This is a genomic window from Nesterenkonia natronophila, from assembly GCF_003595215.1.
Taxonomy (GTDB): Bacteria; Actinomycetota; Actinomycetes; order Actinomycetales; family Micrococcaceae; genus Nesterenkonia; species Nesterenkonia natronophila.
Genome location: NZ_QYZP01000001.1, coordinates 874,828 through 888,298 on the forward strand (window position 1 = coordinate 874,828; position 13,471 = coordinate 888,298).

General features: G+C 62.1%; 17 protein-coding genes. 4 read left to right on the top strand and 13 right to left on the bottom strand.

The annotated features are described in order from the left end of the window. Positions 1-26: 26 nt before the first annotated feature. Positions 27-227, bottom strand: coding sequence for a hypothetical protein (locus tag D3250_RS11925; RefSeq protein WP_225973119.1), 201 nt, complete (start codon positions 225-227; stop codon positions 27-29). On the opposite strand from D3250_RS11925, the gene D3250_RS04060 reads away from it, so the two are divergent. The 4 genes from D3250_RS04060 (at position 177) to D3250_RS04075 (ending at position 5,738) form a co-directional block, all read left to right on the top strand. Continuing rightward, positions 177-1,223: an ATP-grasp fold amidoligase family protein gene (locus tag D3250_RS04060; RefSeq protein WP_225973156.1), complete on the top strand. Its 1,047-nt coding sequence runs from the start codon at positions 177-179 to the stop codon at positions 1,221-1,223. The genes D3250_RS11925 and D3250_RS04060 overlap by 51 nt on opposite strands. Positions 1,224-1,325: 102 nt before the next feature. Next, complete coding sequence (locus D3250_RS04065; protein WP_119902035.1) at positions 1,326-3,308, top strand: tetratricopeptide repeat protein; 1,983 nt, start codon at positions 1,326-1,328, stop codon at positions 3,306-3,308. 4 nt (positions 3,309-3,312) lie between these two features. Then, on the top strand, positions 3,313-4,989 hold the full coding sequence (locus D3250_RS04070; protein WP_119902036.1) for a glycosyltransferase family 29 protein: 1,677 nt from the start codon (positions 3,313-3,315) through the stop codon (positions 4,987-4,989). Continuing rightward, positions 4,986-5,738, top strand: a complete 753-nt coding sequence (locus D3250_RS04075) for a histidine phosphatase family protein (RefSeq protein WP_119902037.1) — start codon at positions 4,986-4,988, stop codon at positions 5,736-5,738. Before D3250_RS04070 ends, D3250_RS04075 begins: the two co-directional genes overlap by 4 nt. On the opposite strand, the gene D3250_RS04080 is transcribed toward D3250_RS04075, so the two are convergent. The 12 genes from D3250_RS04080 to D3250_RS04135 all read right to left on the bottom strand — a co-directional run bounded on the left by D3250_RS04080 (position 5,735) and on the right by D3250_RS04135 (position 13,360). Further along, positions 5,735-6,289 carry an adenylyltransferase/cytidyltransferase family protein gene (locus D3250_RS04080; protein ID WP_119902038.1) on the bottom strand — a complete coding sequence of 185 codons (555 nt, stop codon included), beginning with the start codon at positions 6,287-6,289 and terminating at the stop codon, positions 5,735-5,737. The two genes, D3250_RS04075 and D3250_RS04080, sit on opposite strands and share 4 nt — an antisense overlap. 12 nt (positions 6,290-6,301) lie before the next feature. Continuing rightward, positions 6,302-7,108, bottom strand: a complete 807-nt coding sequence (locus tag D3250_RS04085) for a GvpL/GvpF family gas vesicle protein (RefSeq protein WP_119902039.1) — start codon at positions 7,106-7,108, stop codon at positions 6,302-6,304. Continuing rightward, positions 7,105-7,428, bottom strand: coding sequence for a gas vesicle protein K (locus D3250_RS04090; protein ID WP_119902040.1), 324 nt, complete (start codon positions 7,426-7,428; stop codon positions 7,105-7,107). The genes D3250_RS04085 and D3250_RS04090 overlap by 4 nt, the downstream gene beginning before the upstream one ends. Continuing rightward, positions 7,409-8,389, bottom strand: coding sequence for a gas vesicle protein (locus tag D3250_RS04095; protein WP_225973120.1), 981 nt, complete (start codon positions 8,387-8,389; stop codon positions 7,409-7,411). Before D3250_RS04095 ends, D3250_RS04090 begins: the two co-directional genes overlap by 20 nt. A gap of 6 nt (positions 8,390-8,395) precedes the next feature. After that, on the bottom strand, positions 8,396-8,836 hold the full coding sequence (locus D3250_RS12120; RefSeq protein ID WP_318778940.1) for a gas vesicle protein: 441 nt from the start codon (positions 8,834-8,836) through the stop codon (positions 8,396-8,398). Between the two features lie 58 nt (positions 8,837-8,894). Further along, a complete protein-coding gene (locus tag D3250_RS11935; protein WP_119902041.1) occupies positions 8,895-9,413 on the bottom strand; it encodes a gas vesicle protein GvpO in 519 nt (172 codons plus the stop codon). 11 nt (positions 9,414-9,424) lie between these two features. Beyond that, entirely contained in the window at positions 9,425-9,667 is a 243-nt protein-coding gene (locus D3250_RS04110; protein WP_119902042.1) for a gas vesicle protein GvpG, read from the bottom strand. 6 nt (positions 9,668-9,673) lie between these two features. Further along, positions 9,674-10,429 (bottom strand): GvpL/GvpF family gas vesicle protein, encoded by a 756-nt coding sequence (locus D3250_RS04115; RefSeq protein WP_119902043.1) that lies wholly within the window; start codon positions 10,427-10,429, stop codon positions 9,674-9,676. After that, positions 10,426-10,833: a gas vesicle protein GvpJ gene (gene gvpJ, locus D3250_RS04120; RefSeq protein ID WP_119902044.1), complete on the bottom strand. Its 408-nt coding sequence runs from the start codon at positions 10,831-10,833 to the stop codon at positions 10,426-10,428. Before gvpJ ends, D3250_RS04115 begins: the two co-directional genes overlap by 4 nt. 60 nt (positions 10,834-10,893) lie before the next feature. Next, complete coding sequence (locus tag D3250_RS04125) at positions 10,894-12,072, bottom strand: SRPBCC family protein (protein ID WP_119902045.1); 1,179 nt, start codon at positions 12,070-12,072, stop codon at positions 10,894-10,896. Further along, a complete protein-coding gene (locus tag D3250_RS04130) occupies positions 12,069-12,704 on the bottom strand; it encodes a hypothetical protein (protein WP_119902046.1) in 636 nt (211 codons plus the stop codon). Before D3250_RS04130 ends, D3250_RS04125 begins: the two co-directional genes overlap by 4 nt. 176 nt (positions 12,705-12,880) lie before the next feature. Next, on the bottom strand, positions 12,881-13,360 hold the full coding sequence (locus D3250_RS04135) for an adenylyltransferase/cytidyltransferase family protein (protein WP_119902047.1): 480 nt from the start codon (positions 13,358-13,360) through the stop codon (positions 12,881-12,883). Between the last annotated feature and the right edge of the window lie 111 nt (positions 13,361-13,471).

The following is a 13,471-nucleotide window of genomic DNA, read 5'->3' on the forward strand; positions in this document are numbered from 1 at the left end:
CATCACCAGCTTCCGGTGCCGACGCATCACCACGTGACCAGAACGGAAAGACGCTCATTCAGAATCTCCCAGCTGCCAACGAGTCGCCCTTTCTCCGCTTCACCGCTGCTGAGTTCCGCAGGCGCGGCACTCAACACCGAAAGGACCTCTCCAACAAGACCAACGTCCACCAGCTCCTGGAAGACAAGACGCTGGGCGGCACGAAGATCGGCCTGCCCAAGCAGCATGCGGTGCTGACATCCACTGAGCAGATCACCCCAGAGGTGTTGGGCGAAAGAGTGGCACTGAAGTTTGCTCAGGGATGGTCGGCAAAGGGCGTCATGCTGTTGGAGCGCACTGGGGAGGACACCTACTTCGACCACATGGCGCTGCGCGAATGGAGTCTGGAAGGCATTCGCGAACACCAAGACGCGGTAGCCACCAGGTTTCGACGCAAGAATCCAGCCTGGATTGTCGAGGAACTGCTGCGCGGCGCTCAGCCAGGGATGGTGCCCTTCGACTACAAGTTCTACATGTTTCAGGGGCAGATCGGGATGGTCGCGCAGATCGACCGAAACTCCTCCCCACCGCGCATGGTCAAGCTCGACCGAAACCTCAAACCACTCATCGCTGGCCGCGACTACCGGTTCAAGCCCCAAGACCTCCAAGCTGGGGTGCCCATCGTCCCGCGCTCAGCGGTGATGCTCTCCCGGTGGGCCATAGAGCTCTCACATATGACTGATGCACCATTCGTCCGGGTGGACCTCTACGACACCGCCAACGGGCCCTACTTCGGTGAATTCACCTTCTCCTCAGGCGCTGAGTTTCGGGGCACCGTCACCTACAGCGACAGGCTTCTGAATCACTTCGACAAGCTGTTCCGCGACGCGGAGAAAAGATTAGAAGGAGAGGCCCTTGAGCAGCCCCGGGGTTGGAGCACACTGCTGCAGTCACTGGACCCCGAAGAGCTCGCACCGCATCCGCAGATCCCGCTGACTGAATATGAACGCTACGCGTACTTTCTCTACAACCAAGGCAGTCTGGGCGGGGCCCGTCTGGCCCAAGCGCAAGAGCGGCTCCTGAAGGATGACGGTCACCCGAAAGTCACTCGCTACCTCAGCGACGCTCACCGGGCCGCAGGACGGCGAGCCCAGGTCCCACGCAAACCCATCACACCGGTGATCCTGAGGACCGCACGGAAGGTTTACAGAAAAGCTTCTCAGCGCAGTCAGCGTCCAGGCTGACAAACGCGCAGAGCGAGGCCCGTATGGATCCTGGAGGCAGGAAGAGCTGGACTGGGCTGGGCTCCCACCCTCCTGAGGACCACTGGCTAGACTGGCTCACCGATGGTTAAACGTTTGGTCATGGGCGCAGAAGTCGCCCAGAAGGCAATCCGCAGTCTGTCCGCGATCCCAGCTGCCGACACAGCGCTGGCGCGCGCTGTAATCGGGGCCGACCGCATGCTGGCACCCGGCAATGCGACGGACTTGAGCCCAAAGAAATCCGCGCTTGGGTCCTTCCGAGAAAAGGTCGCTACGGTCCTCTTCGAGGCCAACCGCGGCGGGGCCATGAAACTGCTCGATCAACTGGACCCGGAGACCATCAATGATGCGGCCACTTTGGAACACTTGGCGCTGCGCTTCACCAAACTCAAGGAGTACTCCGCAGCCCGTCTGCTGCGTGAACGTGCCGCAGTCCTGGAACCAGAAAACCCGCTGAGGTGGGTCGCGCTCTCCAGGTCGCTGCAACGCAACTCCTGGGGTGCAGTCGTGCACGACCCCGTCGCCGGGCTGGAACACGGCCCTTCTGCTGACACCGCCGCTGCACGGGATGCTCTGGCCAACGCCCAGCAGATTGCTCCAGATAACGCCAGCGTCCTCCACGAACGCGGCAAACTCGAGTTTGCTGGCGGGGACTGGACCACCGGGTTGAGCCTGATGCGCGACGCCGCAGAGATGGAACCGAAAGCTCAATGGTGGAGTGACCTGGCAGCCGCCTACCGAAAACCCCACGTCGCCGAACTGGACAAGTCGTTCGATGCCTACGAGCGTGCCCTGCAGCTGAAGCCCAGCAGCCCCACCGCGTTCAGAGGACTGCTGCTGATGGGGTGCCGCGCCGACCAGGACTGGGCGCGACTCTGGCGCAACGCCGAACGCTTCGAAGGCGCCCGCACACGCCGGGGCCGGGGCACACGCCTGGGGCTGATGACAGTCCTACGCCCGATGTTCGCCGACGGTGCTGCCGACGCAGACATCAGTGCTGCACTGGTGCGACTGAAGGTGGCCGCAGTCAAAGGACACCGACTCTCCTGGCCCACCACCAGCCTGCTGATCTACCGGCTGCACTTCGCCCAGCGTATGCAACCCGGTTTCGCGCTCCGACGCCACCAGGCTGAACGCACCATCGCCTGGTTGGGCACCGCCAGCGCCGCCCATAGCAGACACCGGCAGAAACTGCTCTCTGCGCTGCTCTACCTGGAGCGATATGAGGAGGCGCAGCAGCTGATCGACCCCATGCCCTGGGAGCCGAGCAGCACCCCGGAGCGGCACCGCCTGGAAAAGATGGCCGCCGACGTGCATCTCATCCAGGGCCGCCCCGCACCTTTGGTGGACTACGCCAGAGCGCGGGCCCAGGACCTGCCGCTTCCCAATGAGGAGACATTCCGCAGCCTCATCGCCGGCCAGCGGGTAGCCGTCGTCGGCCCCGCTGATACCGGAGACCGGCTCGGGGAGATGATTGACTCGTACGATGTGGTCATCCGGCCCCGGTTGATGACCGAGTTCAATGACGACGACGCTGCCCGCCTAGGCAGCCGCACCGACATCAGCTATTTCTCCGGTCGCGACCTCACCGACTTCATGCCCGTCGCCCGCGATGCCGTAGACAGTGGAGAACTGAAAATGGTGGTCGGGCGAGGCTTAAGCATGAGCAGCTTCACTGATGAGCAGCCGGATTGGCTCCGGTTCTACCGGCATGACTTCTCACTGGGCTTCCATGGACCACCCATGGGAATCGGTCGCATTCTCTATGACGTCCTGCAGTTCGAACCGGCCCAGATCGGCCTGTTCAACATCGACTTCTTCACCGGGCAGACCGCCTTCGGCGCCGGCTACCGCGAAGACAAGGACTCCGGCCTCGGGCCTTATTCCATCGTCAACGAAATCCTCCTCGCCCACGACCTGGTGTTCGAACACCGCCTCACCAAAGCAATCGCCGCCTCCGGGGTGCTCACCGGCCATGGCGTGGCCGGCGACGTGATGGGCTTGAGCGAAGCGGACTACCTGCAGAGCCTCACAGAATCTCCAGCCCTAAGAACGCGCATCAGGTGAGCCCGTGGCAGTAAGTCTCCACGGCCTGCGCTGGAAGATCGCGGCCGCTGCACTCTTCACCAGGACCGCCCGGCGGCTTGGGCGCATCCCGGCCAGCGCTTGGCTTATCCGCAATACCGCAGCGCGTCTGCAGCCGCGCGACCAGGAAGCCACCGGAACCTACCGGGGGATTGCTGCGGATCTGCTCACCCGCACTCTGCCCGCAGACGAGCAAGCTGACGGGATCACCTATGATCCTGTGGCCGGGCTCGTTCCCGGCACGCCTGTTGAACGCCCCAGACCGATCGACTTAGCCGCGCGCGCGATAAACTCACCCTCAGCAGGGAACCATCTGGCTGCCGCCGCAGCTCACCGCAAACCCTACGTCTCCGACCTCAGCGCTGCCGTGAACCACTACGAGCAGGCGTTCGCCGTCAACCCCAAAGACCTGCGAGCGGTGGAGGGGGCGCTGACCATCGGAGCGCGGACTCACTACGACTGGCCCCGCATCTGGAATGTGGTGCAGGTCCTGACACCACGACGTGGGCCGTTGCGCGCAGGCACCGGCTTCTGGGATGAACTCTCACGCATCTTCGCCCAGGCCCCGGGCCCGCACGCCGTGCAATGTGCAAAGACGATGTTGGAGGATCACCGGGGTGAGCTTCCCAGCCTGCATCAGCTGCTTCTGGAAGCCATCGCGGCACGGATGCAGTTCCTCGGGGAGTTCGCCGTCGGATTCCAGGTCCGGGAGGCCGCTGCGCGCAACCGGGTCAAGGAGCTCGCAGGGATCCCCCTAGAATCCGGGATCTGGCTCAAACACCTGCTGGGCGCCTACGCCTACCTTGAAGACCACCAATGGCTCCGCGCCACCGCAAAGACACCCCCCGTAGACCGCTCCGACCCGCGCACGCGCCTCCACGCCCAGAAGCTGCACGCTGATGCCGCCCTGATCATGGGCGACGCCGCCCCGTTGCAGGGGCACACCCTGGACCGCCGGCACACTATGAGACTGCCTGGTGAGGAGGGAATGAGCGAATTGGTTGAGGGCAAGCGGATCGCCGTCGTCGGACCATCCTCCGGTGACGGACTGGGAGAGCTCATTGAGTCATTCGACGTGGTGGTACGCACTCGCCACGCCCCCGCAGGGACCTACGAGCACGCAGGTGGACGCACCGACATCGCCTACTACGCCGGGCGGGACCTGCTGCGGGACTTCGCGGAAATCTCCGCAGCCGCCGAATCCGGAACCTTCCAGCGGGCTGTGACCCGGCCGTTCTTTGTTGAGGCACCCAGCCTGCAGAAATGGCCACAGTGGCTGCGGCCTGCACGGTTCGAACAAGGGTTGTACTTCCGCGGAGCACCGATGGGCCTGCAGCGCATCGTCTACGACCTGCTGCAGTTCCAGCCAGCAGAGCTCGCTGTGTTCAATGCGGACCTCTACGCCGGAGAGACCTTCGCCGCCTCCGGGTACCGGGCAAGCTACTCCGCCTTCGGTCCCCACAATCAGACCAACGACGTAGTGATCATGCACGACCTCGCCTACGAATTCCGCTGGACAGCCCGCCTCCACCAGGCCGGTCTCATCACTGCTCACGGCACCACCGCTGAGGTCCTCAGCCTCAGTGAGAATGACTACCTGAGCCGCCTTGAATCCGGCCCTCTGGGCGTTGGCTCCAAGGCGCGGGAGGGAGGAGTTTCATGATTCGCGTCATCTGCGTTCGGCACGGTGAGACGGAATGGAACCGATCCCACCGACTGCAGGGCCAGTCAGAGGTCGCGCTCGCAGCATCGGGCCTTCAGCAGGCCCGCGCAGCCGGGCTCTACGTCCGGGGGCAACATCCTCAGGCCGGCTACGTCTCTCCGCTGAAGCGCACCCATGCCACGTTCGCCGAGTTCGGTCTGGGGTTCGACCCCGTGGAGGACCCGCGGCTGGTTGAGCAGACCCTTGGTACCTGGGAGGGGATGAAGACCGCTGCCGCCAAGAGCGAATACGCCGAAGAGTACATCGCATGGAAGAAGGGCACCGGCACCCCGCCCGGGGGAGAGCACCCCAGTGCAGTGGTGGGCCGGATGAAAGCCGCCTTCTTCTCGATCGTGCGAAACGCGGCCGACATCGCACCGACCGCGTCAGTGGACACCGATTATGACCTGCGCACTGTGGTGATCGTCTCCCACGGCACGTCCACCAAGGCGTTGCTGGAAGGACTGGGGCTGATCGACCGTTCGCATGTCATCTCCCTCACCGCGGCGGCCATCAGCGTGATCGATGTGCCCCTGCACGGAGGGCCCTTGTCTTCCTCCCTGCCCCAAGGCGGGACACAGGTATACGGCGGACCAGAAGAGGAGGCTCAGGTAATCCGGCAGCTGAGCGATGAGCAGATTGAGGCGTACGCCAAACTCAGGATGTACAACCTCTCCCCAGAGGTGCTGGAAGCGGCGGCAGGCGGCTAACGGCTGGGGGGACGCGGAAATCGTCGGTCCGGAGTTGATCCCAGCGAGCGCAGTTGAGCAGTGCTGGGCGGCGGGGGAGTGAAAGCAGGCGGCACCGGCTTGCGCTTTTCCGCCTCCTCGGCGGCTTGGTCCTCACGCATGTATTCGATCGCTTCAAACAACAGGTCCCGGCGGATCTCCGAGGTCGAGGTTCCCTCGGTGCGCGGCAGGTATTCCACGTCGCAGTGCTTCCGCAGGTATTCGAAACGCGGAGAGTTGGCCCAGTCGGACCCCATGACTACCAGGTCTATATCGTGCGTCCCCACGTCCCGGCTTTTCTGCTCCCAGCTCTCTTCCGGGATGACCAGGTCCACGTAGCGGATGGACTCCAGCATGATCTTGCGCACCTCAAATGGGTGATAGCTTGGCTGCTTTCCCGGCTTCGCCTCATTGAACTCATCGGTGGAGAGGCCCACCACCAAGTAGTCCCCCATTGCCTTGGCGCGCTGGAGCAGGTGAATATGACCCCAGTGCAGTAAGTCGAAAGTGCCGTAGGTGAGAATGCGCTTCATGAATACGATTGCCTAGACGCTACCCGTTTGGCCCTGAGCGGTGACAAGCCCTGCGTCGATGTCCACAAAGGAGTACGGCGGCCATGGCCCTAGGAACCGGATCTGGGCCGAGGGTGTTTCCTCCTGGATCTGGGTCAGTTCCGCCCCCAGCTGTGAGGTGTGTGCTGAGTCCACCAGGCAGGCCGCCGTGAGCACTGAGACGGCACCTTCGGGACGCTGGGTGGTGGCGTAATCCTGGAGCTGCTGGCACTGGGCGGCGATTCGCGATCGGTACTCAGGGTAGAGCCGGTCTGCCGCCGTCTCGGTGAGCTGCTTCTGCACCTTCTGCAGGCGTTTCTCCAGCAACCTGCGCACACCAGGAGCCTTACCCTCCAGATCGGCCTTCAGTGCGGTGACCTCGGGCTCGTTCTGCGAGAAATGGTCAGTATCGAGGTTGATTTCAACGCGCAGCTCGGAGGTGCCGGCCAGATCGTTGAGTCTCTGCATGAGCTCCTCACCAGTGTCCTGCAACCAGCGGCGCAGCTGGTCCGTGGCAGTAGCGCCGGACTCCTCCGAACCGCGGGCGATCACATTGAACGACACCGGCAGCACACTGGGGGCCTGGTTCCAGCACTGATCGATCACGTCGCTGTGCTCCAACACCCAGCGCTTGACGTCGTCGTCCGGGCCCTCATATGGGCTGCTGTGGTGAGTATGCACCACCGCAGAAACGAGGTCAGCGTCCACTGTGTGCAGCGGACTGCCGTCGATTCCGGTGATTGTGGGAGCTGGGCTGCCCCCGGGAATGATGGCGTAGACGTAGAGCGTCGCTCCGCTCATGTGCTCTCTTTCTGAGCTTCCTGAGCCCACCGTTGCGGGTTGATGAGTTTGTCGACGACCTCATTGACGACGTCGTCCAAGCCTCGGTGCAGATCCATCACCGAATCTGTGATCCCGTGATCGGCCTTTATCTGGTCCATCGCTTCATCGAGCTCCAGAAGCGCTTCACCCAGCCGGTTCTGCTCCTCCTCGGTCAGGTCACCGCCTTCCATGCGGCGGACCGCCTGGGTCTCCAAAGCCTCCTGGATGACTTCAACCAGGGTGACGACCAGAGTGAGAACTCCATGTTTGAGGCTCTCCTCATTCACCTGCAGTGCCACTGGTCACCTCCTGGCTCTTCTCGGGCTGCTTGCCCAGCGCTTGCTGCCACCGGTCCAAGTCAGGACTGGCCACGCGGATGTCACCGCGGTCGGTCTCTAGGCGCAGCACCTGCGCATAGTCTGTGGGGTTGGTGTGCTTCTCCGGGTGAACCGCCTTCAGCTGGCTGGGTTCGATCCGCAGCGAGGGACGATTGTCCATGGGTGATTTCCAGGTCAGCAGGCCCTCTGGAGTCAGGGTGGCCCTCCCGCCGCGCCACATCGCCCCCTGGGCGAAGGATTCTAAGTACCACATGGTGCCATTCATTGTAGGCCCCTCATCTTCGGTGGCGGCTGTGCCGGTTGCTGAGGCCTCCGGGAGCTGACGCTGCTTACGGATCAACGAGAGCAGGTGCTTGGCGTCCAGGGCCGATATTGTGGTGTCGCTGCCATCACGGAGCACTACCTTCAGCCGGAGTCGTTCTTCACCGCCGATGGATGACTCCGTGAACGATTCGACGCTGGTGATCGCGTCCAGGTCGGCCTGCCACAGAGTCTCGGCAGGATCGCGTCTGTGAATGATGAGCCGTTTGTTGGTGAGGTACGCCCTGCCGGGCCGCCAGGTTCCATAGAAGTCATCCTGATAATGGCTGGCAGCCATCGCCGCGACGACCTCCTCGCCTTCGGCCATGGGCAAGTGGCGGGTGAGGGAACGCTGCACCCAGGCGCGGGTCTGTTCGTCCCACTGGCGCATCATGCCGTATTCGATCATCGTCTCGATACCCGCGATGGTGGCGCGGAGATTGATGCCGATCAGCGGCACATCGGCCACTGAGATGATCAGGTCCAGGTTGAGGTGCACACCTTTGTTCAGCAGCACCTCCAGCAGGTCAGGGAGGGTGGCACCCGGGTCCCGCGTAGGCTGCATGGCGGAGGACTGTTCCACAGCGGAGCTGCGGGGTGGTGTCAGGTCTTTGTCAGCCACGGACCATCACTTACTGGACGCGGCTTCAGAGTCAGTCTCTGACTCTGAGGTCTCCTCCGCGGACTCGAGTTCGGCCGTACCGTTCTGTTCGAGGCGCTTGGAGTACGCCGACTGCCAACCGCACCAGGGGCAGTACTCGTCCATCAGCTGCTTCAGCGGTGACCGCTTGGCACACTCCGGGCAGGTTTCCTTCTGCTCGATCGCTTCCTTCCACGCCACGGTCTCGCGGTCTGTCCCCGCGGGGAAGTCAAGACCAAATTTGGCCGCAGTCTCAAAAGAGGCAAGTGCTGCTCGGATGCGGATCCCTAACAGCTCCACACCGGCAACGGAGACCATGATGTCGGCGTTGAGCACCAGACCCTTGTCCAGAAGTGTTTCCACCACCTGCAGGAGGGTCCCTTCGCGGCTGCGTTGGGGTTCCATCGCTTCGCCGGGCTGTTTGGCCATTTTCTGTAAGTCCTCCGAGTGTGGATGTTCGCTCTATGGGCAGTTCTGGAAGAGCGGCTCAGGCGTCGGGGCGTCCCCGCACGTAGCGATTGATCCTCTCATAGCTGAGCAGCTCACCGGAGCTGTCCAGGTCTATATCGTATTCAGCAAGTAGGTCAGAGGTGCTTGGCACGCGCTCCGCCTCGAGCACTTCCAGAGTCACGTGCCAGCCGTCATCGCTTTTCTTGACACCGATGACAGACTCTGGCGCCCTCCCTGTCAGCGTGCTGAACTGTTCGATGGCCTTCTTGCTGGCGCTCACGGCGCCGAGACGAGATGACCTCTGTGGTGAGGAGGATGACTTAGCGGATGAGCTCGACGACGAGCCCTCGCTGGCCTTCCCACTCGTCCGGCGCGCCCCGTTGGATGACCCACTCGAAGAGCCCTGAGAACTGCTGCGGCTCTTCTGGGCTGTGCTGCTTGAGCTGCCCGAGCTGCTGGATGAGCTTGAGGCGCTGGCTTTCTTCCGGGGCCGCTGCTGGCTCGTGCTCTCCTCGGACTTGGTGCTCTTCTTAGTATCTGAGTCGCCGTCACTCACAGTGTCTCTCCTTAGGTTTGTCTGCGTCGTGTGGACTCCATGAGGCGAGCTACCAGCTCACGCTCCAACTCGGAAGCTTCCTCTGGGTCCAGATCCCCCGAGCTGCGGGCTGCCTCCACATCGCGGAGCTGCCGCCTGATGCTGCCCGGATCGTAATGTTGCCGCTCAGCCTCTTGGTAGATCTGCTCGGCCACCCACACTGTGCCGCGCAGTGGTGCTAAGGGTGCGGTGAACAGCGCGGAGAACAGACCCATGGTGGTTCACACCTCCGGAACGAAGTCATAGGGCGCCTGCGGGCCGACCAGTCGGAACTTGCACCGAGGATGGTACTCGCGTGCAAGATCCTCCACAGCCTCTTCGAAGGCTTCCGTCTGGTGACTTGCGACCAGTGCCGCCACCTCGGTCACATCGTCAGGCTGTCTCCGCTCGTGCTCTGTGAGGTCGTCGGTGACCTGATTGAGACGTTCCAGCACAGGCGCGGCCGCCTCCGGCTGCCGCTGCTCCAGAGCCTTAACCATAAGTTCGCCGAGCTGGATGCGCTGTGGCCGAGTCTCATCCTCCGTGGTTCCAGCGATGGTGGCCCGCAGCTGCTCGGCCTCAGGGACCTCCTGGACGATCTCCCGCAGGAGAGTCTCACGGTCAAAGGTCACCGTCAGTGTGTACTGGGCGTGACCAGTGACATTCTGGATGGCCGAGTGGTAGGCCTCCTCACCGGGGACCAGCACATCGTCGGCGACCGCCTGGGCGTCAGGAAGCACCGTGCCGAAGGCCAGCGGAAGCACCGGGGAGTGGCTGGCTACCTCGTCCAGCGTCTTAGTGTGGGCAAGCAGGTCATCCGGAGTTCCTAGTTCCTGATCCTGGTCTACCTCGCTGGCGAGCATAGCTACGCGCCCGTGCTCCACCAGATGCACCGGCTGGGCCTGTACACCCTGCAGGTCTGAGGGAAGCTCGGTCTGAGCCGGGACTACGCCGTAGAGGTAGACCTCAGCGGCGTAGTCCCTGACATTGCTGCTCATTCTGATTTACTGCTCTGACGAGTCCGGCGCTTCGGCTGCTCTTCCTCGTCGTCGTCATCGTCACCGGAGGTGAGGGCCTCTTTGACGCCCTCTACGGCACCTTTGGACTTGCCTTCGGCGCCGCCTTCGGCCATGCCGCTCATGAGGTCCGGGAGGTCCCGGCCTCCTTGGGCAGCGAGGTCCAGACGGTTGGTCGCCTCGGCGAAGCGCAAGTATGTGTCCACGCTGGCGATCACGATCCTGGCGTCGATGGTGAGAACTTCGATGCCTACCAGGGAGACACGGATGTAGGCGTCGATGACCAGACCTTTGTCGAGAATGATCTCGACGACGTCGGCCAAGGAGCTCGATGATGGGCGGTCCACATAACTTCCGCGGGACCGCTGCATTGTTCCTGTGCTCATTGCCATACCTACTCTCTGAGGGGCGACGCTGGGGAGCCCCGCGTCCTCATCAGGGTTGAGTTATTCCTCTTCCTCAGTTTCTACTGGTTCATCCTCATTCTCAACGTCCTCTTCAGGTTCGGCCTCCTCTTCTGGGACGGTCTCTTCTTCCTCAAGCGGCTCTTCGTCGGCAGGCGGTTCTTCCTCTTCCGCCGGCTCTTCTTCTGCGTCGGCGGGAGGCTCTTCCTCCTCTTCCTCGGCAGGTGCTTCCTCTTCGTCTACCGGCTCTTCTTCTTCGGCGGGAGGCTCTTCCTCGGCGTCTTCTGCCGGAAGCTCTTCCTCCTCATCCTCTGCTGGAAGCTCTTCAGCCTCGTCCTCAGCTGGCGGTTCCTCTTCGGACTCCGGCTCAGCCTCTTCTGACTCCTGCTCTTCCTCAGACTCGCTTTCCTGAGCCTCTTGCTGCTCCTGCTCCAGAGCTTCCTCGTGAGTCGTCACGACTTCGCCGTCGCGGATTTCACCTCTCCACCCTTCGACAGAGTCGGGATCGATCATCACATCAGTCATGACGTGGTGGACGAAGAACTTCAGCTCCAGTCGAAAACGACGTCCCACGGCCCGCCAAAGATTGCCCGTCTTCTCCACGAATCCTTGGGGGTGGTACTCACCGATCGTGAGCATTCGCGTGAGCGTGGGAGTCACCTCATGGAAGGAGACGCTTCCGCTGATGCTGCCTTTCTCCCCGGTGGACTCCCACACGATGTGAGAATCGGGAACCTGCTCTGTGATGGTCGCTTCCCAGGTTCTGTGGGACAGGAAGACCTGACCCTTGATGGTCAGCTTGGCATCGTCATCCCAGTCAACATGTTCGACCTTCTTCATGTAGTCGGGCCAGTCTTCATACTGGGTGAAAGCGTTGTAGGCGACTTTGAGTGGGACCCCGACATCGGTCCACTCAACGATGTTCATGAATTTCTTCTTAGCACCGCCGGATCCCCCTGAACCGCCACCCAGCGCGCTCTTGGCCTTATCGGCAGCACCGGTGGCGAGGCCTGATGCGGCAGCCGTCACCGGTGACTTGCCCTCGGACATCTTTTCGGCACCCTTCTTGGCTGCCTCGCCTGCGGATCCTCCAGAGCCCTCGAGTCGATCAGTGAGGCCGTCGACCTTATCCCCGGCGGAGCTCAGCGCTTTCCGACCGAGTGCCGTTGCGTACTCACCCAAGTGACTCTTGAGCCCGCTCCATGCATCCTGGTCGCTCATTTCTTGGCCCCCTGGCTCTTAGTGGAAGACGTCTTGCGCGCCCCACCGGTGTTGCGCTTAGCAGGAGTCTTCCGTGATCCGGAAGATTTCGTGCTGCTGCTGGAGGACTTCGAACCACCCGATTTAGCGCTCGAAGACTTGGCGGGAGCGCGACGACGCGTGGTCTTCGGCTTCTCCTCTGCCTTCTCTTCTTCTGCGGGAGCTTCTTCCTTGGACTCTTCCTCCGCAGCAGTCTCCTCTTTGGACTCTTCCTCTGCTGGAGCGTCGTCTTTGGGCTCTTCCTCTTCGGAAGCTTCCTCCTTCGGGGAATCCTCAGACTCTTCCGTGTCTTCGGAGCTCGCACCGGAGGCCTCCTGCATGGACGCGTTCAGCTTCTCTGTCCGCTCCTGCAGGGAGGAACTGAGGCGTTCCACGCCACTGGAGACAATTCCCTGCGCGGAGTCACCGAGTTTTGAGAGCTCGGGGGTGGAGGCCCCGAAAGAGTTCAGGGTCTTCTGGATCTCATCCCAGTTCCTGAAGATTGCGGAGCCTGAGGCTCCTGCGGCCATCGTCATGGCCAGTTTCAGTTTCTTCGTGCGGCCTAAGAGGTATCCGCCGGCGAGTAAGCCGGCTACCTTCATTTTGTCGTCCATCTAATCTCCCTACCGTTGCGTAGCGCTTATCCTCGGTGCTTGTTGCATCCGTCGGTCTGATTGGCACGCTAGTCACGGAGTCTGAACACTCCCTCTGAGTTAGCCACCAGTTAGGTAAGAGGATGGATGCAGACAAGGCAGGGGTCTCTCGTGTGCGAGCGCTCGGCGGACTATGACTAGGTGGAGCGAGGCAGGGCACTGAGCTGCATGGTCCTCGGCGCATGCTCATGGGGGTAGGTGCCAGGCACGGTCACCGCATCCGCAAGCAGGTCGCGGCGAATCTTGCTGGTGGAGATTCCTGGCGTACGGGGGAGGTACACGAGTTCGCAATGGTTGCGCAGGTGCTCGAATCGAGATGAACCCCTCCAATCGGAGCCCATCACAACAGTGTCGACGTGATAGCGCCGAATGTCATCGACCTTCTGCTCCCAGGTGGACTCTTCGATCACCAAGTCCACATAACGCACAGCCTCAAGCATGTCGCAGCGAGTGCTGAACGTATGGTACGGAGCTCGTACTCGTTTTTGCCGCATGGCGAACTCATCAGTGCTGGCGGCCACAATCAGATAGTCTCCCAGGGCCTTAGCGCGCATAAGCAGCCGGATGTGGCCCCAATGCAGAAGGTCGAAAGTGCCATAGGTCAGAACTCGCCGCATAGGTCCCCCAGAACTATTCCCTTGGCAGGTGCGGCGCCGCGGAGCGTCCGCCTCAATTTCAAGTGATAACTATTTCCGCATAATAGCAAGCAGATAAAAAGGGCATGTTTC